The sequence below is a fragment of the Legionella pneumophila subsp. pneumophila str. Philadelphia 1 genome, assembly GCF_000008485.1.
GTDB classification, from domain to species: Bacteria; Pseudomonadota; Gammaproteobacteria; order Legionellales; family Legionellaceae; genus Legionella; species Legionella pneumophila.
In genome coordinates, this window is sequence record NC_002942.5 from 1,022,832 (window position 1) to 1,045,835 (window position 23,004).

The window sequence follows — 23,004 nt, forward strand, 5'->3', positions numbered from 1 at the left end:
AAATAATACAAAATCGTTTAATTTAATGCCATTAATGCACAGGGTACTCGAATTGGAACAGAAATAGCAAGCCTATTTAATGAAAAATTTGGTATCTCTGGAAGTTTTATGACATGGCTGTTAGAATGTTTTAAAAATAAACAGGAATCAAGATTAATGAGTAGTTATTGTGGTTATATTGCTTTAGTTGGCAGGCCAAATGTTGGCAAATCAACCTTATTGAATCGTATTTTACAGCAAAAATTAAGTATTACCTCGAGAAAACCACAAACCACGCGCCATAGTATTTTAGGAATTCGCACAGAAGGTGAATTTCAGTTTGTTTATGTAGATACTCCTGGTATTCATCAGGGTAATGCGAAAGCAATTAATCGCATGATGAATAAAACTGCGATTAGTGTACTACGTGACGTGGATGTGATTGCCTTTCTAGTTGATGGAACGCATTGGAAAGACGAAGATGAGTATGTGTTGAATTTAATCAAACAAGCTAAAGTTCCTTGCATCCTGGTAGTTAACAAAGTTGACAAGATAACTGATAAAACACAACTTTTGCCCTGGATAGAGCAAATAAGTCAGCGATATCAATTTGCAGCCATTATTCCTTTGTCGGCGAAAACTGGTTTGCAGGTGGATGAGCTGGAAGGCAAATTAAAGAATTATCTGCCAGAGGGACCTCATTTGTTTCCTGATGATCAATTCACCGATCGGTCTACAAAATTTTTATGTGCCGAATTGCTCCGTGAAAAAATTTTCCGCTTTTGTGGACAAGAATTGCCTTATTCTGTAACAGTAGATATTGAATCATTTAAGGATGAGGGCAATTTAATTCGTATTCATGCCTTGATTTTAGTAGATAAGGATAATCACAAGCGCATGATCATTGGTGATAAAGGCCAAAAATTAAAAGAAATGGCAACTAATGCCCGTTTGGACATGGAAAAAATGCTAGATAAAAAGGTTTTTTTACAGTGTTGGTGTAAAGTAAAGTCAGGCTGGTCTGATGATGAGCGAATACTGAAGCAATTGGGATATGACCAGTAAATCGCTGAATGCTTGGGTAATTCATAAGCAATGGTCTGGAGATACCAGTGCCAGACTAAAGCTTTTTACTAGGGAACTGGGATTAATTAATTGCTTGTGCAAGGGAGGGCGAACTCCCAAGAAACAGTCATTACTTCAAGCTTTTATTCCTCTGTGGGTTAGTATCGAAGAGCGTTATGATCAATATTACACACGAAACATTGAAAGCACTTCATCCAGACTGGATCTTGAGGGACATTCTCTTTTTTCAGGCCTGTACATCAATGAGTTACTCTATTATACGCTGAGCCCGGATTTCCCCGACCCGGATTTATTTGATGCTTACTTGTTCACCTTAAATGGCATAGCATTAGCTAGAGAAAGAGAGGCGATAGAAGCTTTGCTGCGTCGTTTTGAATGGGCTTTGCTTAAGGCTTGTGGATACACGTTTTCATTTCTTCATGAGGCGCGAACGGGAGAGTTAATTGTTCCCGATTCTTATTACCAATTTGTAGCTGGGGAGGGTTTTATTTTAGGTGGTGATAAAGAAATACCTGGTGAGCATTTACTTGCTATAGCAGCAGATAATTTAAGTGAGTCCGCTTATTTAAAATCAGCGAAATTCATTATGCGTCAGGCAATCAATCATCTTTTGGGTGGACGGGAAATCAAGGCTCGGTCCTTGTATGGACCGGCCTGAGATAGTGGTATGATCGCCAAGTGCTTCGATGCTATCAAATCAGGTCTAGGGTCTATTATGTGAGGTTAGGTCTGGATAGATTTTCGATTTCTTCCACAGGATTTTGCTCCTGAATTTTAATAAAACCAATTTGCTCTTTTAAAGTACCTTTAGGATTGAGTTTACTTCCCAATGAAATAGCAAGATTATCTAATCTATCAACCAAAGCACGTGAGGTAGTGTAATTACCAGCATCAATTTCCTTGACAATGTCATCAACTACTTTGACATGGTGTCTATTCCAATGAAAAGTGAAAATTCGTCTGAATTTGGCCCACCAGGTGTTGCCTCCTTTAGTATAATCATCAAGAACAGTTCTAATGGCATGTATCTTTTTGTATTCTACATCATTTCTGTGGAGCTGATGGCGAGGATCATTCATAATTTCTTGAAAAGCATTTCGCCATAATTCATGATATGCAGCAAAATTTCCGGGGATCGTTGCAGAAACAGGCCTTCTTGTACCAGGGAACTGGCTTTCTGCGCGTACTTCTTGTCTTCCAGTTCGTGAAGGTGTACCAGTATAGGGAGTGAGCTGGCCTGTTCTGGTTGAAGTAAGACTCTCGTCAAGAGCTGACTGATAATTCACTGTGGCGGGAAAAAGGCTGCGATTATAAGCAAATTGTTCTTTGGGAATCGCCAATGCTTGTTCAGGAGGGTGTCCCATGCCAACGGCCCAGGGATCAACGATTAGCGTACCAATTGGAAAAACTTCAGCGGTTAATTGCTGTGGGGGTTGAGGGAGTCTGCTTCCTTTAGGAACGAGTAAGGTAATATTATGTAAATACCGGCCGTTACTATGCATACTTCCTATAACGGCAACATCATACTGAGTTCTTATTTGTGGATCATCTAACAATACTCCTGCAGAGTGGTAAGCAAAATTGCTGCATTCAGAGACACGAACTGCCTCGCCATCAATTTTAAAACTTGATTTTTTATTTCTTTGCTGAGCAAATTTAATATATTCCTGAGCCGATTTAGGGGTTAAGAGCTGGGGAGCTCCCCATTGACTAAAAGGTGGTGTTCTGGATAAGGAGTTTGTACTGTATTTTTGGTATCTTTGTCCGCTAGCTATGCCTTCAGGAGTCTGAGCAAGGCAATGTGGAAAATTCCCAATATCAGCAACAACAAATTTTTGATATTGTTCTTGCTTCAGTCTCTCTTGTATCTGTTGGGGGGCAATAGCCATAAATTACTCCGATAACTGATTTGAGTTTATTGTGGCGGTTATTTCTTAACCATGATTTCTTTAAAAATATAGTGCTTTTCTTTTTATGGATATGAATAAAAAAATTACCTCTTGGGTTGTTATTTTTACTGAATCTTGATTATGATAATTGTGATTTCATAATTAATTCGGTTTTTTATTTAAGCCTTTATCGCTTTCTGCGGTTTCTTGACAAGGTGACATACAACTGAGAAAAGTAAATTTTTGCAAAAACTTAAATACACTATGGGAGTCTGGCGATTTTTTAGAATAATTTAGTTCATCTGTTTCATGCACTTCAATTGGATTGCCGATTAAATCGAGGTCCGTTATCCTGGTATTGGTTTCAAGTATTTTTTTACCTGCTGCTGTAATTTGATTACTACCCAGATGAAGGGTACTCAAAGACGTGTTATTAGCAAAATGGAGTGTTGATTTATCGGTTATCGCGTTTTTTCCCAAAATAAGTAAAGTCAGTTGATTGTTTTTAGCTAATTCAATAGCTCCAATATCAGAGACATCACAAGCGCTTGCAATCAGCTCTTTTATATTGATATTACTTGCTAATGCTATAACCCCCTCATCTTCCAGACTATTGAAGCAGAGATCGATTTTCTTAAGATTGGATTGAGCAAGATAGCCTGCTCCTACTTTGGTTATCTTATTATAAAGTGCATAAAGGGTTATCAGTTTGGCGTTAGCGGCTAGAGCTTTAACTCCCTCGTCACCAATCTCGTTAAAACTGACATCTAAAGTAGTAATGTGGTTATCTTCTGATAGCCATTGAGCACCCTCCGGACCAATATTATTATGGCTAATGTTAAGGGATGAAACCGATGTTTTATTAACAAAAAGCTTCACACCATTGGCTGTAATATCATTATGTGACAGGTCAAGACTGGTTATGGCAGGATGATTTTGAAGAAACTCACATAGCAGTGGTATGTCATTATCTCTAAGATTTAAAAAGGATAATGAGAGTTGATTAAGATTTTTATCATAGCCTTTTTCCAAATCCGATAATGTTAACACCAAACACCATGTTCAATTATAATTAAAATTGTTTAATATTTTACTTGAACAAGAAAATCATATCAAGTTTTTTGTTCAGTTTATGATGATTCAGGGAAATGTTATCAGTGCCTATTATTCAGGCATCAGTTTGACTTCAATATTATAATTTCTTTAAAGTGGTAGTGAATAAAGTAAAGTATGGTTAAATGCTTTAGGTAGTGCCGTTTAAACTGATTGAAATAAGGTAACGTGAATAGCAGTTTGTCAAGAACTGCATTATACTCTGCATTTTATATTTTTTGGTGCAAAATGAATAAAGAGTTATTGTTAGGTGTTAATATTGATCATATAGCAACCATAAGACAAGCACGAGGAACTCGTTATCCTGATCCTGTCCAGGCAGCAATGGATGCTGAAGAAGCAGGGGCAGATGGAATTACTTTGCATATGAGAGAGGACTTACGACATATTCAGGCGCGTGATGTCAGATTGATTAAACAGGTTCTGCAAACACGTATGAATCTTGAGCTGGCGGTTACTGAAGCCATGCTTGATTTTGCCGAGGAAATATCGCCGGAGCATGCTTGCTTAGTGCCTGAAAAGCGGGAAGAACTAACTACAGAAGGTGGATTGGATATTTTGACTCACCGAAATGTGGTGGAAAAGGCAGTACGTCGCTTACAATTAATGGGAAGTGAGGTTTCTTTATTTATTGACCCGGATAAAGAGCAAATAAGAGCTGCGGTTGATGTTGGGGCGCCAGTTATCGAATTGCACACTGGGTGTTATGCTGATGCCACCTCAGAGGAAAAGCAGCATTATGAATTGCAACGAATTAAAGAGGCAGCTGAATTTGCTGCCAGTTTAAACTTGGTAGTGAATGCCGGTCATGGGTTGCACTATCATAATGTTAAACCGATTGCAGCGATTAGGGAGTTAAATGAACTTAACATAGGACATGCCATTATTGCCAGAGCATTATTCTGTGGATTAAAAGAGGCAGTAAGACACATGCGCCAATTAATGCAGGAAGCGAGACTTTATGTCAACGACTGATGTCATTGTTGTACGTATCACTGGCGATTCTGGTGACGGAGTACAATTGGTAGGTGAACAATTAACCATTAGCGCGGCATTGACAGGACGTGATGTGCGTACTATGCCTGATTTCCCGGCAGAAATCCGGGCTCCTGCTGGAACAGTTGCGGGTGTCTCAGGATTTCAGTTGGCAATGGCGGAAAGGGCTATTTTTACTGCCGGAGAGTCATTGGATGTTTTAGTGGCTTTAAATCCAGCTGCATTAAAAAACTCACTTCAACATTTGAATCAAGGTGGTTTATTGATCATTAATGAAGACAGTTTTCAAGAAAGAGATTGGCAAAAAGCAGGTATCGATAAGAGTTTCCTGGATAATTGTCGAGAACATTATCACATTGTTGCTTTCCCATTAATTACACAAACTATTCAGGCAGTTGAATCCATTAACCTTACAAAACCACAGGCTGTCAAAACCAAGAATTTTTATATTTTGGGATTGGTTTTGTGGTTGTTTGATTTGCCTACAGAAACTTGCCAGGCTTTTATCGCTAAAAAGTTTAAAACAAATCAGGCCATAGCAAAAGCCAATGAATTGGCTTTGTTGGCAGGATATAATTATGCTATGACTCTGGAGCTTTCCCGTCGGGATTACATGCTGGGGGAAGTCAACAGGCATTCAGGTGAGTACAGGCAAATCACTGGAGTTGAGGCAGTAGGGTTAGCTCTGGCTACATTAGCTACTCAGACACAAGTTCCACTGCTGGTGTCAGGTTACCCAATTACACCGGCTTCTGCTATTTTGCATGAATGTGCTCGCTTATCTGATTACGGCGTACAGTTAATACAAGCCGAGGATGAAATTGCCGCTATTTGTTCTTGTATAGGGGCTGCTTATGGTGGTCGTTTAGCTCTGACCTGTACTTCAGGGCCTGGACTTGATTTAAAATGTGAAAGCCTGGGCTTGGCTGTTGTGACGGAGCTGCCCTTGGTGCTAGTTGATGTGCAAAGAGCGGGGGCTTCAACAGGTTTGCCCACAAAAACCAGCCAGAGTGATTTAAAGCAAGCTTTGTATGGTCGCCATGGCGAGGCACCTTTACCTGTGATTGCAGCTCAATCCCCTGCTGATTGTTTTAATACAATTATTGAAGCCTTCAGGATAGCCATCAAGTACATGACTCCAGTTATTGTATTACTCGATGCTTATTTGGCGAACGCGGCAGAGCCCTGGGAAATTCCTGCTTTGGATTCTCTCAATATACCAAAACCGGAGTTTAATCGTTTTACCAAACCCTATCATCGAGATGAATTTTTAAGTAGAAGCTGGAATGTTCCTGGAACTTCCGGGTTTATTCATCAAATTGGAGGCTTGGAAAAGCAAGGCGATGAAGGACGAGTTAGTTACGATGCTGAGAATCATCAAAAAATGGTGATTACACGCGCCGAGAAAATAAAGGGTATTGCAAGAGATTATCCTGCTTTGGTTCTTGAGGGTGATATGACGGCTCCCACGCTTGTTATAGGTTGGGGTAGTACTTTTGGTAGTTTAAAGTCTGCTGTACAACAATGTCTTGAACAGGGATTACCGGTTGCCTATCTGCATCTGCGCCATCTTAACCCATTACCTGATGATTTGGGCTCTTTGTTGAAAAAATATGACAAGGTATTGGTTGCTGAATTAAATTCTGGCCAATTATGTCAACTCATCAGAGCAGTTTATCTGGTGGATGCGCAATCGATTAGCCAATGCAATGGTCAACCTTTCAGTGTTAATCCTTTGGTAAGTGCCATTAAAGCGGAAGCTAACTATGAACAGCAATTATAAGCGTGAAGATTTTGTGAATGAAACAGAAGTTCGCTGGTGTCCTGGATGTGGTGATTATGCCATTTTGGCTGCTTTGCAAAGAGTACTTCCTGAGTTAGGTTTGCCTCCTGAGCAACATGTTTTTGTCTCAGGCATAGGGTGTGCTGGACGGCTTCCTTATTATATGAACACTTATGGATTTCATACTATCCATGGCAGGGCTACAGCAGTAGCAACTGGTTTAAAGGCAATGCGAGAAGATTTATGTGTCTGGGTTATCACCGGAGATGGGGATGCGTTAAGTATAGGCGGCAATCACTTGCTGCATATTTTAAGGCGTAATGTCAATGTTAATATACTTCTGTTTAATAATCAAGTTTACGGATTAACCAAGGGGCAATTTTCTCCAACGTCTCAGAAAGGGCAGGTAACTAAAACATCCCCCAAAGGAGTGACAAGTGAGCCAATCAATCCAATCATGATCGCTTTGGCTTCCGGAGCCAGTTTTGTAGCCAGGGCGGTTGATAAAGATCCTGTCCATTTGGCTTCTGTGCTTAAAAAAGCTTATGAACATAAGGGTTGCTCTTTTGTTGAAATATACCAAGATTGCAATATTTTTAATCATGGTGCTTTTGATGATTTTGCAGTTAAAAATAACCGGGCTGAAAACACAATAATATTGGAAGACGGTCAGCCACTCGTATTTGGCGCTCAAAAAGAAAAAGCGCTGCAGTTGGACGATGAGCAATTTGTACAAATTTCAATTGATGAAAAAACGCTTTATAAGCATGATGAGAAAAACTTAATTAGCGCCATGCGTTTAGCGCGATTGACGTTCCCTGATTACCCCGTACCTTTGGGAGTATATTATCAAAAGGATCGTGAGCGTTTTACTCTGAGCCAGGAAGTGAAGAAAAGACCGGAAGATTTGCCAGAACTTTTTAAAGCCAAGGCTAGTTGGAAACAAAATTAATTTCACATCGATTGATCATACTTCTGGATTTTATAATGTAATTATTAGTAACTGTCCAGGGTATGAGAATTTTTCTGCTTATAAGCCTATTTATTTGAGTTGTCTTTCCCGCGAAGGAGGGAAAGGCATAGGACTTAATATTCCTTAATTACATAGCCGTGAAGGGTTGACAATTAAAAGGCGCAGGTCGTCTCAGTATAGATAAATTGCCTTGTACCAGACCAGCGCCTCCATGTTGAAATATTCTCTTACATTTCCTTTTAAACAATTGATCGATAAAAAAATCCCGGCATACAGCCGGGACTCAGGTAGAGGAGACGATATTCAATTAGTCGCGACCTGAGAATGCGCTTAACAGGTTCAGCAGGCTAACAAATAAGTTATAAATGGAAACAAACAAACCAATTGTCGCCATTATGTAATTGGTTTCTCCTTCATGAATTATGGCGCTGGTTTGTAATAGAATCAATCCAGATGAAATTAATACAAAAGCAGCAGAAATTACTAATTGCAAAGCTGGTATTTGTATAAATATTCCCGCTATCATCGCCAATAAGGCAACCATAACGCCAACAAAAAGAAATCCACCCAGGTAGCTAAAATCTTTTTTCGTTGTCAGGGCATATCCTGATAGAGCAAAAAAGATCATTCCAGTACCACCTAAAGCAGTAGCGACTATTTGTGGGCCATTTGAAAAGCCTGTGATGTAATAGTTGAGTAATGGGCCAATGGTATATCCTAAAAACCCTGTAAAAGCAAAGACGCTTACCAAACCCCAAACGCTATTTCTTAAAGCTTGAGTTAGAAACATCAAACCATAAACGCCAACTATCATTAATAGTGGATTCATTGGGCGAGCTCCACTAATAAAGGCTACGTAGGCAGTTAATGCGCTAAATATGAAGGTTAAACTTAGCAGTAAATACGTATTTCGCAGGACCTTATTGGTTGCGAGCACAGATTCTCTTTGTTGACTAAGTATGGTGATATCATTTCGGTTCATTGTTCAGAACTCCAGTTATTTATTATCAGTGTAGCATATCTATGGTCAAATTTCCTATTTTTCAAGTCGCATCACTTGAAAATTTTGTAATAAAATTTACATATAGACCAATAGACAATTTATTATTAAGGCGAAAAGGTTTTTGTGTCAATTTTGTTTTGGGCTTATATGGAACGATATAGTAAGATGAAAAATATGAATGTCATTTAGGAAAAAGGATGAATCGAGTAGCGCTTGTGCAAATGGTATCATCTGCCAAAATAGCAGATAATTTGCAACTCACTGAACAATATTTAATTGAAGCCAGGGCACAGGAAGCCAGTTTGGTTGTTCTACCTGAGAATTTTGCTTTTATGGGAATGAATGAACGAGAGAAGTTGCAGATTGCCGAATATTATGGTCAAGGACCTATACAACAAAGAATAAGTGAGTTAGCGAGAGATTTGCGGGTATGGATAATAGCAGGAACAATCCCGTTAAAAAGTATGGGTTCAAAGGTAAGAGCAAGTTGTATAGTTTATGATGATAAAGGCCTAAATGTTGCTCGTTATGATAAAATTCATTTATTTGATGTCATAGTTTCCGAGCAGGAAAAACACCAGGAATCGTTAACTATAGAAGCAGGAAAAGATATAGCGCTTGTGGATACGCCAGTGGGGAAAATTGGGTTAACCATCTGTTATGACTTGCGTTTTCCGGAATTGTACCAATATTTAACCCAAAGAGGCGCACAATTACTTTCAGTTCCGTCTGCTTTTACTGCGGTAACTGGAGCGGCGCATTGGGAGGTCTTACTCAGAGCAAGAGCAATCGAAAATTTATGTTATGTCTTAGCTCCTAATCAGGGTGGGACTCATGAAAACGGGCGTCATACTTATGGGCATAGTATGGTGGTGGAACCATGGGGTAAAGTGTTGGCACAAAAAGAAGAAGGGCAGGGAGTAATTCTGGCTGATATTGATTTAGAGAGATTGTCACAGTTGAGAAGACAATTTCCGTGTGTTGAACATCATGTTTTAATGTAAAAGGTATATAAATGACAAAATCTCTTGCGATAGCAAAAAATATTTTATTGACACCAGCTTCCCTGGATGAAGTCGGCATAGAAAAATTATTCAAGACCATGTTTAATCGGAACGTCGATGATGCTGATCTTTATTTCCAAAGTTGTAGTTATGAATCCTGGTATTTGGAAGATTCAGAGGTTAAAAGCGGCAATTTTTCTCTGGATAAGGGGGTAGGGATTAGGGCTGTAAGCGGTGATAAAACCGGCTTTGCTTATTGTGATGATATATTGCTGCCTTCCATGCTTCGTGCTGCCGATGCGGCGCGCTCCATAGCCCTTTCTGGTTCAAAAACAGTACCGGCCGTCAAGGTATTAAAGGCCTCTGTAAATCGATATGAAAGTTTAAATCCTTTGGAAGGAATGAGCAAACAGGAGAAAATTGCTTTATTGGAAGCCATTGATAAAGAGGCCCGTAGTCTTGATCCTCGAGTGATACAGGTTAATGCCACTTTAACTGGTTGCTATGAAGTAGTAATGGTTGCCAATATGGATGGGCAGATGATGGCTGATGTGAGGCCATTGGTTAGCATTAATGTCAGTGTTATTGTTGAAGACAGTCATGGTAGAAGAGAATCGGCGAGATCGGGTGGTGGTGGACGAGTAGCTTATTCCTATTTTACCGAGAAAGAAAACGCCTTGAGTTATGCGCGTGAAGCGGTACGGGAAGCATTAACCAATTTGAAGGCTGAGCCAGCTCCTGCTGGAACCATGCCAGTTGTTTTGGGCCCAGGATGGCCAGGGGTACTTCTTCATGAAGCCGTTGGACATGGTTTGGAGGGTGATTTTAATCGCAAGGGATTATCTGCTTTTTCAGGCAGATTGGGTCAGCAGGTTGCTGCTGCAGGCGTTACAGTTGTGGACGATGGTACTTTAGAGAATCGACGTGGTTCTCTGACTATAGACGACGAAGGGACGCCATCGCAATGTACGACCTTAATTGATAATGGAATTTTAGTGAATTACATGCAGGACAAGTTGAATGCCAAACTAATGGGAATGCAATCAACAGGTAATTGTCGTCGTGAATCCTATGCCCATGTCCCAATGCCGAGAATGACCAATACTTATATGCTGTCAGGGCAGTATGACCCTCAGGAAATTATTCGCACTGTAAAAAAAGGGTTGTATGCGGTGAATTTTGGAGGCGGACAAGTTGATATTACTTCTGGCCAGTTTGTATTTTCTGCGAGTGAGGCTTATTTAATAGAAAATGGCAAGATTACAAAACCGGTGAAAGGAGCTACTTTGATTGGCAATGGCCCTGATGTGATGAAAAAAATAAGTATGATTGGTAATGATTTGGCATTGGATAGAGGGATTGGTGTATGTGGAAAAGAAGGACAATCTGTTCCCGTTGGCGTAGGGCAGCCCACTTTGAAAATTGATGCCTTGACGGTTGGCGGAACCAAGTAAGAAAATGCCAGTCAAGAGTTTACCAACTATTTCCAGGAGTTATTCTTGACAAATCAATACCCTAAAATTGGTTTGGCTTTAGGTAGCGGATCAGCGCGCGGCTGGGCTCATATCGGGGTAATTCAATCAATCAAACGATTGGGTGTAAGGATTGATTGTGTCGCTGGATGTTCCATAGGCGCATTGGTTGGCGCCATTTATGCCTGTGGCACCCTGGATCTGTTTGAACAATGGGTGTTAAAGCTTAATAAAAGAGAAATGGCTAAACTCATTGATGTGAATTTTTTAGGTGGCGGGGTTCTCTCTGGTAGTAAATTGATGACCTTTTTCAAGGATTTTGGTCTTGAAAAAAATATTGAAGAGCTTTCTCTACCTTTTAGTTCAGTTGCTACTGATTTGAGTACTGGACGTGAGATATGGCTAAGTAAAGGGTCTCTTGAGCTTGCTATTCGCTCATCCATGTCTTTACCAGGGTTATTTACCCCGCAGCGTTATAAGGATTGCTGGTTAGTCGATGGTGGTTTGGTTAATCCCGTTCCTATTACATTGTGTCGAGCTATGGGAGCAGAGGTTGTAATTGCTGTCAATTTAAATCATGACTTGTTAAGAGTACCTCCGAGCACGATAGAACACCCGGGGTTTTTTTCAGTTCTCTCAGGCCAATTTGATAAAATGATAAAAAGAATAATGGGTATCAGTGATGGACCTGGATATTATGATGTCTTGACCAGAAGCATCAAAATAATGCAGGACCGGATAACCCGGGCAAGAGCGGCAGGTGATCCTGCTGATTTGACTTTGGTTCCTCAATTAGGAAACATCATGCTTTATGATTTTCATAAAGCAAAAGAGGCGATTCATGAGGGTGAAAATTGTGTTTTGCGAGAAAAAAATAATATTTTACAACTAGTTGGTCTAGAATAGTAATTAAACAAGCTTAAGGAAGAGCTATGCCAAAAGAATCCAATTCCAATTCATTATTTGACTTACTGTTGAAAAATGAAAAAAATTCGGCAGACCGTGTGTATTTAAGACAGCCAAAAAATGGAGTTTGGCATGAATACACCTGGTCGTCAGTGATGCTGCAGGCCAGAAAAGTAGCTGGTTTTTTACACCATCTGGGGTTAAAAAAAGGCGATCATATTTCCATTATCTCAAAGAATTGCGCGGAATGGTTTATCACAGATTTTGGAATTCATATTGCTGGCATGGTCAATGTTCCATTATTTGCCAATCAAAATGAGGAAAGCGCGCATTATGTTTTAGATCATGGGGATGTGAAACTAGTTTTCGTTGGAAAATTAGATGATCATCAACGAGTCAGGCAATTTATCCCTAAGAATTATCGCACAATTGGTTTTGATTACCATAAAGATTTGCAAGTTGATTACGAATGGTCTGATGTTCTGAAAAGTGACCCTATGATTAACCTGGTGGAGCCAGAGCCAGATGCGTTGTATACCATTATTTATTCATCCGGGACTTCGGGGGCACCCAAAGGAGCTATGTATACCAATCGGTCCATAGCCAATTACTTGACAGTTTTCCCCAAAGACTTGCTCAGAATCAGAGAGTTGGAACATTATAAATTAATATCTTATCTTCCCCTGGCCCATGTCTATGAGCGATCTGCCATCCAATTAGGCAGTGTTGCTATTAATGCATCGGTATCTTTTGTTGAAAGTCTGGAGAAGTTTGCAGAGAATTTAAGGGAAGTTAGTCCCACCTTTTTCACTGCAGTTCCACGCATTTGGGGAGTATTTAAGCAAAAAATTGAACAAAAACTGCCACCAGCCAAATTGAATTTTTTATTAAAAATTCCTCTTATATCCAGTTTGATAAAAAGAAAGATCATTCACAGTTTAGGATTAAGCGAGTGTACTAATTGTTTTAGTGGAGCATCTCATCTGCCAATATCCATTATTGATTTTTTTGAAAAACTGGGAATATATATTCAGGAAGGATATGGTCAATCCGAGAATTTGGCTTATGCTACCTTATCGATGTTAAATGAGAGAAAACGTGGTTACGTTGGTACCCCGAGGTTGGAGGTTGAGATAAAAGTAGGCGAAGAGAATGAATTGCTAATGAAGTGCCCTTGTCTAATGTCAGGTTATTACAAAAATGAACAAGCAACTAAAAATGCCTTTACAGAAGAGGGTTGGTTGCGAACAGGAGATGTTGTTGATGTTGATAATGAAGACAGAGTTAAAATATTAGGGAGACTTTCTGAGAATTTTAAAAACCAGACAGGAGAGTTCATTGCTCCTTCGCCAATAGAAAAACTGTTTTCAGTGAACCCTATGTTAGAACAACTGTGCCTGGTAGGTAGAGAGTTACCCAATAACGTTTTGTTAGTTACCTTGAATGAAGGGGTGCGTTTGGGTATGCCAAAAGAGGAGATCACTCACTCATTGCAAGAAACCTTAAAACAAGTCAATTCCAAATTGGTTAAATACGAAAAAGTCAGTCACATCCTTGTGCTGAAAGATGCCTGGACAACTGAAAATGATAAATTAACACCTACACTGAAAGTAAAGAGAAGGGTAGTTGAAAAAGATTATGCCGAGTTAATCCAAAAGGCACTGCAGCAATCTCAGTCAATCGTTTGGGAATGAGGAGACAGTTTATTTAATAAAGAACTGATTTCAAATATTCGTTCCTCTGCTGACGTGCTGTCTAAAGTAAAGCGCAGACGTTGCGGTCCTTCCATTTGATAGCGTTTGGCATGTACTTGTATTAAGCTAATCAGGGTTCCAGGGTCAATCGATGGTTTTTCACTAAAATCCAATTTACCTTGTTGAGCACTGGCACTGATTTTTTGAATGCCGAGCTGTTCCGCTTTTAACTTTAATTCAGTAATCAAAAACAGATGTTTGACTGGTTGCGGGAGTAAACCAAACCGGTCTATCAGTTCTATTTGTAGTTCTCTAAGTTGTTGGGTAGTTTTTGCATTAGCAATTCTTTTATACATGATGAGTCTATTGTGTATATCACCTATGTAATCTTCGGGGATAATCGCGCTAATTCTCAAGTCAATTTCAGGTCCTTGATGCATGGGTGCTGACAATTCAGGAGTTTTGCCTGCCTTTAAATCGTTAACGGCACGGTCAAGCATTTCCATAAATAAATTAAATCCTATGGCATGCATATTACCACTTTGTTCTTCACCAAGGAGTTCACCTGCTCCACGAATTTCCAGATCGTGTGTTGCCAAGGTGAATCCTGCTCCCAAATCTTCTAAAGACACAATGGCTTCGAGACGTTTCACTGCATCTGGCGTTAACAGTTTTTCATTGGGAGTTAATAAGTAAGCGTAGGCTTGATGATGAGAGCGTCCAACACGACCACGTAATTGATGCAGCTGGGCTAATCCAAATTTATCGGCACGATCGATAATAATCGTATTGGCGGTTGGAATATCGATCCCTGTTTCAATGATGGTTGTGCAAACCAGGACATTAAATCGGTGATGATAAAAATCAGACATGATGCGCTCTAATTGCCTTTCTCGCATTTGCCCATGTGCGCTTTGAATTTTTGCCTCGGGCACTAAAGCTTCCAGATCCTGGCAAACTCTTTCTATAGTTTGTACATTGTTATGCAGGTAAAATACCTGCCCTCCCCTTAATATTTCACGCAATATCGCTTCTCGTATGGTGAGATCATTTTTTTCTTGCCAAAATGTTTTAATTGCCAAACGCTTGGCAGGCGGTGTTGCAATAAGTGAAATATCTCTGATTCCTGCCATTGCCATGTTCAATGTTCTGGGAATTGGAGTAGCAGTCATGGATAAAATATCAACATGAGTTCGAAGCGATTTAATATGTTCCTTTTGTTTCACTCCAAATCGATGTTCTTCATCAATAATCAGTAATCCCAGGTTTTTGAAAGAAATATTATTTTGGAATAATTTATGGGTTCCAATTACAATATCTACTTTACCTGATTGCAATGCGGCAAGGACTGCTTCGGACTCTTTATTACTGCGAAAGCGGGATAATAATTCAATATTAACAGGAAAATCTGCAAATCTATCGCGAAATGACTCAAAATGTTGTCCTGCAAGCAAGGTAGTTGGAGCAAGGATACAGACTTGTTTTCCATTTTGTACAGCTACGAATGCAGCACGCATGGCGACTTCTGTTTTGCCAAATCCTACATCACCACAGATTAGGCGATCCATCGGTCTTGGTGATTGCATGTCCTTAATAATTTGTTCAATAGCTTGAAGTTGATCTGGTGTTTCTGTAAAGGGGAAGCCACTGGCGAATTTTATATATTCGGATTGATTGAAATCGTATTGGTGCCCTGGCTGGGCTTCTCTTTTAGCATAGAGATCCAATAATTCAATTGCAACATCATGAATCTTCTCGGCCGCTTTCTTTTTTTCCTTTTGCCATTGTTCAGAACCCAGTTTATGCAAAGGGGCGTGTTCACTGTCCACACCAGTATACCGGCTTATCATATGCAGAGAAGTGACTGGCACATAGATTTTGTCATCCCCTGCGTAAGCAAGGACAAGGAACTCACTGGGGGTACCATTGGAGTCAATGTATTGCAAACCTTGATAGCGACCTACTCCAAATTGAAGATGTACAACAGGAGCGCCCAATCGAAGTTCGGCCATATCTCGTATGATTAAGTCAGGGTCAACTGATTTTTGAGTGCTTCGGCGTTGAGGTGTGCTTTGCTCACCAAATAATTGCGACTCAACGATGATCACAATTTGTTTGTCGGTTAATTCACAGCCATAAATCAATGGGCCAGTAGTTATATTGATGGGGGATTCATCGTAAATGAAGTCTAACCATGAGTTCTGTGTTTTTGGAATGATATGGCTTGATTTAAGCAGATCCAGTAACACTTCGCGACGCCCTGCGCTTTCAACAACAATAAGATAGCGTCGAGTTGGATCAGAACAATACTCACTTAATTGGCGGAGTGGCTCAATATTTTTCCTGTCAATGGGTAGTTGTGGAGCTTTGGCAATGTTGAAATTTAAGGCTCCTTTTTTTTCGGAAGGTTTGTGATACAGGCGTACTTGTTCATAATGGTTTGCTTTAGTTAATAACTCGGTGGGATTAATAAAGCAATTATCTGGGGGTAAAATAGGGCGGCTGACATCATGACGCCTTTGTTCATAGCGTTCATTTAATTCTCGCCAGAATCTCTCAGCATTCTCCTGGATTTCTTCAATTAAACAAATTTTGGCATTGGCTGGCAGATAATCAAAAAAGGTAACGGTTTTATCAAAAAACAAGGGCAGATAATATTCTATGCCAGATGGAAATTGATTGTTACTAATTGCTTCGTATATTGGGCAATGGCTGGGATTTCCAGGAAAAGACTCTCTGAAAGCTCGTCGGAAGTGTAATTGGCTTTGTTCATTTAATGGAAATTCACGAGCAGGTAACAAATGGATTTGATTGATTTTTTCTATTGTGCGTTGTGTTTCCGGATCAAATTCTCTGAGACTTTCAATTTCATCATCAAATAGCTCGATACGGAAAGGTAAACCACTACCCATCGGATATACGTCAATAATAGATCCACGTAGTGCGTATTCACCATGTTCAAGCACTTTATTAACACAATGGTATCCAGCTTGTTGCAACTGATTCCTGAACGAGTTCAGATCAAGCTTTTGCCCCTCTTTAAGCATTAAAGCGTATTGATTTAAAAACTCTGGCGGAGAAAGCCTGTGCATTAAAGTGCTGGCTGAAGAAATGATGATTCCATTGGTAATTTGTTGAACTCTGCTTAAGGTGTAGAGTCTTTCTGAAATAATATCTTGATGAGGAGAGAATTGATCATAAGGCAAGGTTTCCCAGTCGGGAAAAAATAATAACTCCTGGGTATTTTGGTTCGGGTTTAGAAAAAATTGTAGTTCATCCTGCAACTGACTGGCGCATAGGTTGTCTTGCGTAATAAGTAATTTGATCCCGGGTGTTTGTTGGCAATATTCAGCTAAAGCAAGTGCCAGACTGCTACCATAGAGTTGCCCCCATATTTGTTTATTTTTTGTGGGTTGGTAAAGTAGCGTTTTTGTATTCATTGGAATTTAATGATTAAAACTGAAAACCGCTTAGTATAATGCTAAATTAGGTATTCTGCACCATAAAGATTTTATTTTAGATGGATTCAGACTCGACCAATTCTAATTGAGTTACTTCGTGTTCATCCAATTCGATATCGACCGATTCAATTTTTTGGAATCTGGAAGTGATCTTTTTGGCTGATGTATTGACTTCATTAACGTCCTGATGTGCCAAGTCAATGTGTTTGGATAATTTATCCATTCTCTTTTCAAAGCGTTGAAAATCATTGGCCAGGGCTTGAAGATGTTTTTGAATGATGTGTACTTGTTTGCGAGTTGCATCATCTTTAAGTACTGCCCTTGCTGTAGTCAGTACAGCCATTAATGTGCTAGGCGATACCAGCCAGACTTTTAGCTTTTGAGACATGGCAATTAAATCAGGATAGTTTGCATGAATCTCAGCAAATATAGATTCTGCAGGAATAAACATCATGGCGCCATCTGTTGTTTCATTGGGCACGATATATTTTTCAGCGATGTCCTTAATATGCTTTTGAATGTCTTGGCGAAATTGTTGTTGTAATGACTTACGATCAGTGGATAAGGCATCACTGTTGATTAATCGTTGATAAGTTTCCAGGGGAAATTTGGCGTCTATGACAATATTTCCAGTGGGCTCGGGTAAGAACAAAACACAGTCAGCCCGTTTTTGATTACTGAGGGTATATTGCATTTGATAACTTGCGCTGGGAAGCATATTGCTGATGAGTGTTGATAATTGAACTTCACCAAAAGCACCGCGAGCTTTTTTGTCCACTAATACGTCCTGAAGGCTGACAACATGACTGGAGAGTTCGGTGATTTTCTTTTGTGCCTCATCAATGATGGTCAATCGCTTTACCACGTCAATAAAAGTAGACGAAGTTTTCTCAAAACCTTCGGTCAATTTGTGATTAACCTGCTGAGTTAGTGTGTTTAAATGATTACGAATTTCCTCAGTTAGTAATTGTAAGTGAGAAGTGAGTGAGCTCGCATGATGTTTGAAGCTATGAGTCATTTGCTCTCTGACATCGGCCATTTGTCTTTGTATGGCATCACTAATGAGCTGTTGTGTAGCCAGTTGTCCTTGAGCTATCTTTTCATTAATAAATTGTTGGCTCGTTTGATATGATTGGCTTAAATCAATATGTAACTGGTGAAGTTGAGAGATAAGTGCCTGTTGTATTCTTTCACCAAGTTGTTCGGTCAGTTTTTTTTGCTGTGCTTGTTTTATCAAAACCCAGAAAAGCAATAAGAATTGAAGGGCAATAGCCAACGCTATGCCCTCAAACAAAGTGACAGAAGAAAATAATGCCATTCATTAATCCACTAACTGACTAAGCTTGACAGGTTGGTTGTATTGATACACAGTTTTTAACTGCCCATAGTCTATCAAGCGTAAATAACCCAGATAGAGGTTATCGTCCGATAATTGATTGTGATTGTCAAAGGTAAATTGCAAAACATGCTTACCGGGTTCAAGCCACTGCGCTCTTTGCGAGGTCTGAATAGGCCTGGCTTCACCCTTTCCATTTTTTTGGAACAACACACTTTGTAAAGCGTATCGGCTTGCAGTTGCAACATCTACAGTGACAACAAAAGTCAAAGGTTTAGAGGACAATTTTTTTACATTCATAAGACTGGCTGAGGGAATGGAGTATGAAAAGGCTGTATGGCCAGATCGTCTAATGATTTCTTGCCCGTATTCTGTTTGAACATCAGTTTCTAAGTACCAGTTTTCGCCGCGATCATTTAACTCAGAATCCAAAGTGGCAGTTCCTTCAAATACATTGGATTTTAACTTGGTCAGATTAAGCGAAATGACTTGACCTTTAGGGCCTACAAGTCGAGCATCAACGTCATTGACGTCATACTCAGTGATATCATTGTGAAGCGATATGGTCGCTTTTAGCTTATCCCCATACTGGTAATGGAGAGAATCGGTTTCAACCTCCAGGTAAGTGATGGAAAATTTATCAAGGACACTAATCATATAAGCATCGGCATATTTGTTAGTAATGTCCTTGCTTTTTAGTATAAATTTTCCGTACCCCAGTTCAGGTTTTATTTGTAACATAGCCTGGTGTTTTGTAATGGCTAAAGGATTATTGCCAACCTCGTCATCCTGATTATAGAGAGAAGAGGCTTCTTTCAGGGGCAGGAGTTGGTTTTTTGGCGTTTTGATAAGTAATTCCGGGATGGATTTATTTTGCAAAGGGGTAATGCGAACGACAGCGCCAGGAGCCAATGTTGATATAATAACTCCGCGTTGTAATTGTTCCAGAGAAATACGTTCTTTGTAACCATAACTTCTACGAACATTACTGATGTTGTTGTTTAATGGTTCATTGGTAATTTCCCATTTATCGTGCAGGTTTTCTCGTGATAATTGGCTGCAATTCTCACATTCATAAGCTTTGGTTGGCTGTCTTGGTAATGTAAACGCATGAGCTTGGGCAATACAAAATGCGGATATCCATATAAGATGGGCAGTTTTCATTTTACAACTCCTTCATTAACTAGGGCACTGATAAGTATTTGATCCAAACCAAAACAAGAATGTCGACTTTGATTATGGCTTAAAGGCAAATTGTAATCAGTTTTGTCTATATCATAGAACCATACTTCTCCTGCTTGAGCTTGCGACTCACAATCCAGAAAGCCATCAGCACACTGATTAAGATAGAGTTTGGCGATTTTTAGCCCGCTATTTAGCATGTATCCATTGCAATAGCTGGATGTTGAAAATGGTGAAGCATAGACATCAGTACCCACTATGACTTTAAATGGAATGGACAGAGAGGGTCGGCCTTTGCTTCCCAATAGCAACTCTTCGTTATAGATCAGCATGTCGCCTACGCGTTGCTGTTTGACTGCATCTGAAAGATAACCGAGTAACCAGGCCAAACTCGTTTCAAATATGCCGCCATTTAATACTTCATCAGCAAGAGGAGTCCCTCCGCTGGAAGGTGCAATGGCAATCACTTGACTGATTTTGCGTTTGAGAGTCATATATCGGCCATCATAAGTTGGATTTGAGAGAATCCAACGCATGATGTTGGCACCATCAGAGTGGGTGTAGACTGTGAGAGAGCTCACATTTTTATCGTTAATAAATTCCAGAAGTTGATTAGCAACACAATTGGCTGCGTCTTCATGCCACATATATTGGCTAAAGTCACAATGAACCACGTAGTGATTTTCAGGTTTTGCCAGGGTTTGGGAGATACTTTGTATGAAATCAATTTTCCAATACCCTCCATAGGCATCTTCTCTGTGATCTCGAGTACCATGGACAAAAGCAATACCTTGATTGGAATTAGTGTCGGAATGAGAATGGATAAGGCTTGAAAACAATAAAACAATAAGAGTGGATAAAATGCGCAGAAGTTCCATTTTCAAAATATCTCCTTCAATACAGAGACGTATCTATATCATGGTTCTGGCAAAAGATTCAAGAGATGGGATTGATGCGTTTTAGTGGATTTGCGCCGATTACTTGGTTCCGAATAAAGAGGCTTCCAAAAAAAAGATTTTGCCTTGAATGATTAAACCACTCATATTTGAAAGAAGTAAAAAAATGATAAACTGTTGTTTTTATTTTGGGAATCTTCATTAATGAATGATCAAGGAATTAAGGAATCGATAGAAACGCTTAAAGAGCAAATAAGAAAATACGATTATCACTATTATGTTTTAGATGAACCTTTGGTTCCCGACGCGGAATATGATCGATGTTTCAAGGCATTGCAACAGTATGAAGAGCAATATCCGCAATTTTTATCGCCAGATTCTCCTACACAGAGAGTGAGCGGTACTCCTTCAGATGCTTTTATGCCGGTAGCCCATAAGCAACCCATGTTGTCTTTGTCCAATGTGTTTACTACCGATGAATTAAAAGCATTCATTAAGCGAGCAATTGAGAAACTGGATGAACCAAATCAACAACTGGTATTTGCTTGCGAACCAAAGCTTGATGGGTTGGCTGTTAACATGACTTATGAGGGCGGGATCTTGACTCATGCCGCAACTCGTGGCGATGGTGCTGTAGGAGAAAACATCACAGCAAATATTAAGACTATTGCTTCAGTTCCATTAAGGCTAAGGGTTAGTAACCCTCCAAAATTGATCGAAGTGCGGGGTGAAGTCTATATCCCCAAAGCCGATTTTGAAGCTTACAACGCAAGGGCTAGAGAGCTCGGTGAAAAAACTTTTGCTAATCCGCGAAATGCTGCTGCAGGCAGTTTAAGGCAATTAAATCCTGAAATTTCTGCCAGTCGTCCACTTGCTATTTATTGTTATGGTATAGGGGCTTGTGAGGATTATAAGTTACCTAACAGTCATTTGGAGCAATTGAATTTATTAAAAGAGTTTGGATTTAGAGTGTCTCCAGAAACGAGGAGGGCGGTTGGAGTAGAAGGCTGTTTAGATTATTACCAGTATATGTTAGCGAAACGGAATCAATTGCCATTTGAAATCGATGGGGTTGTTTATAAGATTGACAGTATCTCCTTGCAACAGCAATTAGGTTATGTTTCTCGTGCCCCAAGATTTGCTTGTGCCCATAAATTTCCCGCTACAGAAGAAATGACTCGTCTGATAGCCGTGGATTTCCAGGTAGGTAGAACGGGCGCTGTGACACCGGTTGCACGTTTGGAGCCAGTTAGTGTTGGTGGTGTTACTGTGAGTAATGCGACTTTGCATAATTTTGATGAAATTACCCGAAAAGACATTCGTATTGGTGATACAGTTATTATTCGCCGTGCCGGTGACGTGATCCCTGAAGTGGTTTCTGTGATTTTGGAAAAGCGTCCCGCTAATGCCAGAATGATTGAGCTTCCTAAAAATTGCCCTGTTTGTGGTTCTGAAGTCGTAAGGGAAGCCGATGAAGCAATTGCTCGTTGTGTCGGCGGTTTATATTGTAAAGCACAATTAAAAAGGATGATGTGGCATTTTGCTTCTCGAAAAGCAATGTATATTGAAGGACTTGGCAGTGTTTTAATTGACCAGTTAGTTGATGAGGGTATTGTCCATCATTTGGCGGATCTTTATGAACTCGATTTGCAGACTTTAGCTAACCTGCCAAGGATGGGGGAGAAATCTGCAAAAAACCTATTATCCGCTTTGGAAAAAAGTAAAAAAACGACTTTCAATCGCTTTCTTTATGCTTTGGGGATCAGAGAAATCGGTGAAGCCGGCGCAAGGGTTTTAGCGGAGCACTACTGCGATGTAGAGAGCTTGAAAGCGGCAACGATTGAGGAATTAATGACTCTGAATGACATAGGTCCAGTAGCGGCTTCTCATATAGTCCATTTCTTTGCCCAAGCGCATAATCTTGAAGTGATTGACCGTCTTCTCGAGTTGGGTATTCATTGGCCAAAGCCCGAAAAAATACAGGTTAATCAGCAAAATCCATTTTTTGGTAAAACAGTAGTTTTAACTGGAACTCTGAGTACCATGGGGAGGGAAGAGGCAAAGGCAAAATTATTAGCCTTGGGAGCAAAAGTAAGTGGAAGTGTGTCTTCCAAAACGGATTATGTAGTAGCAGGAAGTGAAGCCGGTTCAAAGCTGATTAAAGCGACAGAACTGGGAGTAGCGATTATAGAGGAAGACGAGTTTTTAAAATGGGTTAATTCATGAGTAGC

The 23,004-nt window shown here is 39.9% G+C and carries 17 protein-coding genes; 10 read left to right on the forward strand and 7 right to left on the reverse strand.

The window, feature by feature from the left end:
* Nucleotides 1–108 precede the first annotated feature (108 nt).
* Complete coding sequence (era, locus tag LPG_RS04675) at nucleotides 109–1,044, forward strand: GTPase Era (protein ID WP_010946677.1); 936 nt, start codon at nucleotides 109–111, stop codon at nucleotides 1,042–1,044.
* Nucleotides 1,034–1,723, forward strand: coding sequence for a DNA repair protein RecO (gene recO / locus LPG_RS04680; RefSeq protein ID WP_010946678.1), 690 nt, complete (start codon nucleotides 1,034–1,036; stop codon nucleotides 1,721–1,723). Before era ends, recO begins: the two co-directional genes overlap by 11 nt.
* Nucleotides 1,724–1,778: 55 nt before the next feature.
* On the opposite strand, the gene ravJ is transcribed toward recO, so the two are convergent.
* Together ravJ and legL1 are read right to left on the reverse strand one after the other, a co-directional pair.
* Nucleotides 1,779–2,954 (reverse strand): Dot/Icm T4SS effector RavJ, encoded by a 1,176-nt coding sequence (gene ravJ, locus LPG_RS04685; protein ID WP_010946679.1) that lies wholly within the window; start codon nucleotides 2,952–2,954, stop codon nucleotides 1,779–1,781.
* A gap of 162 nt (nucleotides 2,955–3,116) precedes the next feature.
* The gene (gene legL1, locus LPG_RS04690) at nucleotides 3,117–4,007 is read right to left on the reverse strand and encodes a Dot/Icm T4SS effector LegL1 (protein ID WP_010946680.1); all 891 of its coding nucleotides are present in this window, start codon (nucleotides 4,005–4,007) and stop codon (nucleotides 3,117–3,119) included.
* Between the two features lie 288 nt (nucleotides 4,008–4,295).
* On the opposite strand from legL1, the gene pdxJ reads away from it, so the two are divergent.
* The 3 genes from pdxJ to LPG_RS04705 are packed head-to-tail and all read left to right on the forward strand — an operon-like array spanning nucleotide 4,296 to nucleotide 7,798.
* Nucleotides 4,296–5,042 carry a pyridoxine 5'-phosphate synthase gene (gene pdxJ / locus LPG_RS04695; RefSeq protein ID WP_011946036.1) on the forward strand — a complete coding sequence of 249 codons (747 nt, stop codon included), beginning with the start codon at nucleotides 4,296–4,298 and terminating at the stop codon, nucleotides 5,040–5,042.
* On the forward strand, nucleotides 5,029–6,846 hold the full coding sequence (locus LPG_RS04700) for a 2-oxoacid:acceptor oxidoreductase subunit alpha (RefSeq protein ID WP_010946682.1): 1,818 nt from the start codon (nucleotides 5,029–5,031) through the stop codon (nucleotides 6,844–6,846). The genes pdxJ and LPG_RS04700 overlap by 14 nt, the downstream gene beginning before the upstream one ends.
* Nucleotides 6,830–7,798, forward strand: coding sequence for a 2-oxoacid:ferredoxin oxidoreductase subunit beta (locus tag LPG_RS04705; protein WP_015444695.1), 969 nt, complete (start codon nucleotides 6,830–6,832; stop codon nucleotides 7,796–7,798). Before LPG_RS04700 ends, LPG_RS04705 begins: the two co-directional genes overlap by 17 nt.
* Nucleotides 7,799–8,126: 328 nt before the next feature.
* Here the strand turns inward: LPG_RS04705 and LPG_RS04710 are convergent, their stop codons facing one another.
* Nucleotides 8,127–8,801 (reverse strand): Bax inhibitor-1/YccA family protein, encoded by a 675-nt coding sequence (locus LPG_RS04710; protein ID WP_010946684.1) that lies wholly within the window; start codon nucleotides 8,799–8,801, stop codon nucleotides 8,127–8,129.
* A gap of 218 nt (nucleotides 8,802–9,019) precedes the next feature.
* Here LPG_RS04710 and LPG_RS04715 point away from each other — a divergent pair, with 218 nt between their 5' ends.
* The 4 genes from LPG_RS04715 to LPG_RS04730 are packed head-to-tail and all read left to right on the forward strand — an operon-like array spanning nucleotide 9,020 to nucleotide 13,898.
* Nucleotides 9,020–9,826: a carbon-nitrogen hydrolase family protein gene (locus LPG_RS04715; protein WP_010946685.1), complete on the forward strand. Its 807-nt coding sequence runs from the start codon at nucleotides 9,020–9,022 to the stop codon at nucleotides 9,824–9,826.
* A gap of 11 nt (nucleotides 9,827–9,837) precedes the next feature.
* Nucleotides 9,838–11,280, forward strand: coding sequence for a metalloprotease TldD (tldD, locus tag LPG_RS04720; RefSeq protein WP_010946686.1), 1,443 nt, complete (start codon nucleotides 9,838–9,840; stop codon nucleotides 11,278–11,280).
* 45 nt (nucleotides 11,281–11,325) lie between these two features.
* A complete protein-coding gene (rssA, locus tag LPG_RS04725; protein ID WP_010946687.1) occupies nucleotides 11,326–12,204 on the forward strand; it encodes a patatin-like phospholipase RssA in 879 nt (292 codons plus the stop codon).
* Between the two features lie 26 nt (nucleotides 12,205–12,230).
* A complete protein-coding gene (locus LPG_RS04730; protein ID WP_010946688.1) occupies nucleotides 12,231–13,898 on the forward strand; it encodes an AMP-binding protein in 1,668 nt (555 codons plus the stop codon).
* Here LPG_RS04730 and mfd read toward each other — a convergent pair.
* From mfd to LPG_RS04750, 4 genes are all read right to left on the reverse strand, one after another.
* On the reverse strand, nucleotides 13,877–17,338 hold the full coding sequence (gene mfd / locus LPG_RS04735) for a transcription-repair coupling factor (protein WP_010946689.1): 3,462 nt from the start codon (nucleotides 17,336–17,338) through the stop codon (nucleotides 13,877–13,879). The two genes, LPG_RS04730 and mfd, sit on opposite strands and share 22 nt — an antisense overlap.
* Nucleotides 17,339–17,414: 76 nt before the next feature.
* A complete protein-coding gene (locus tag LPG_RS04740; RefSeq protein WP_010946690.1) occupies nucleotides 17,415–18,677 on the reverse strand; it encodes a DNA recombination protein RmuC in 1,263 nt (420 codons plus the stop codon).
* 3 nt (nucleotides 18,678–18,680) lie between these two features.
* Entirely contained in the window at nucleotides 18,681–19,859 is a 1,179-nt protein-coding gene (locus LPG_RS04745; RefSeq protein ID WP_010946691.1) for a DUF4785 domain-containing protein, read from the reverse strand.
* The gene (locus LPG_RS04750; RefSeq protein ID WP_015444692.1) at nucleotides 19,856–20,755 is read right to left on the reverse strand and encodes a hypothetical protein; all 900 of its coding nucleotides are present in this window, start codon (nucleotides 20,753–20,755) and stop codon (nucleotides 19,856–19,858) included. The genes LPG_RS04745 and LPG_RS04750 overlap by 4 nt, the downstream gene beginning before the upstream one ends.
* A gap of 222 nt (nucleotides 20,756–20,977) precedes the next feature.
* Here LPG_RS04750 and ligA point away from each other — a divergent pair, with 222 nt between their 5' ends.
* A complete protein-coding gene (ligA, locus tag LPG_RS04755; RefSeq protein ID WP_016356806.1) occupies nucleotides 20,978–22,999 on the forward strand; it encodes an NAD-dependent DNA ligase LigA in 2,022 nt (673 codons plus the stop codon).
* Nucleotides 23,000–23,004: the final 5 nt, after the last annotated feature.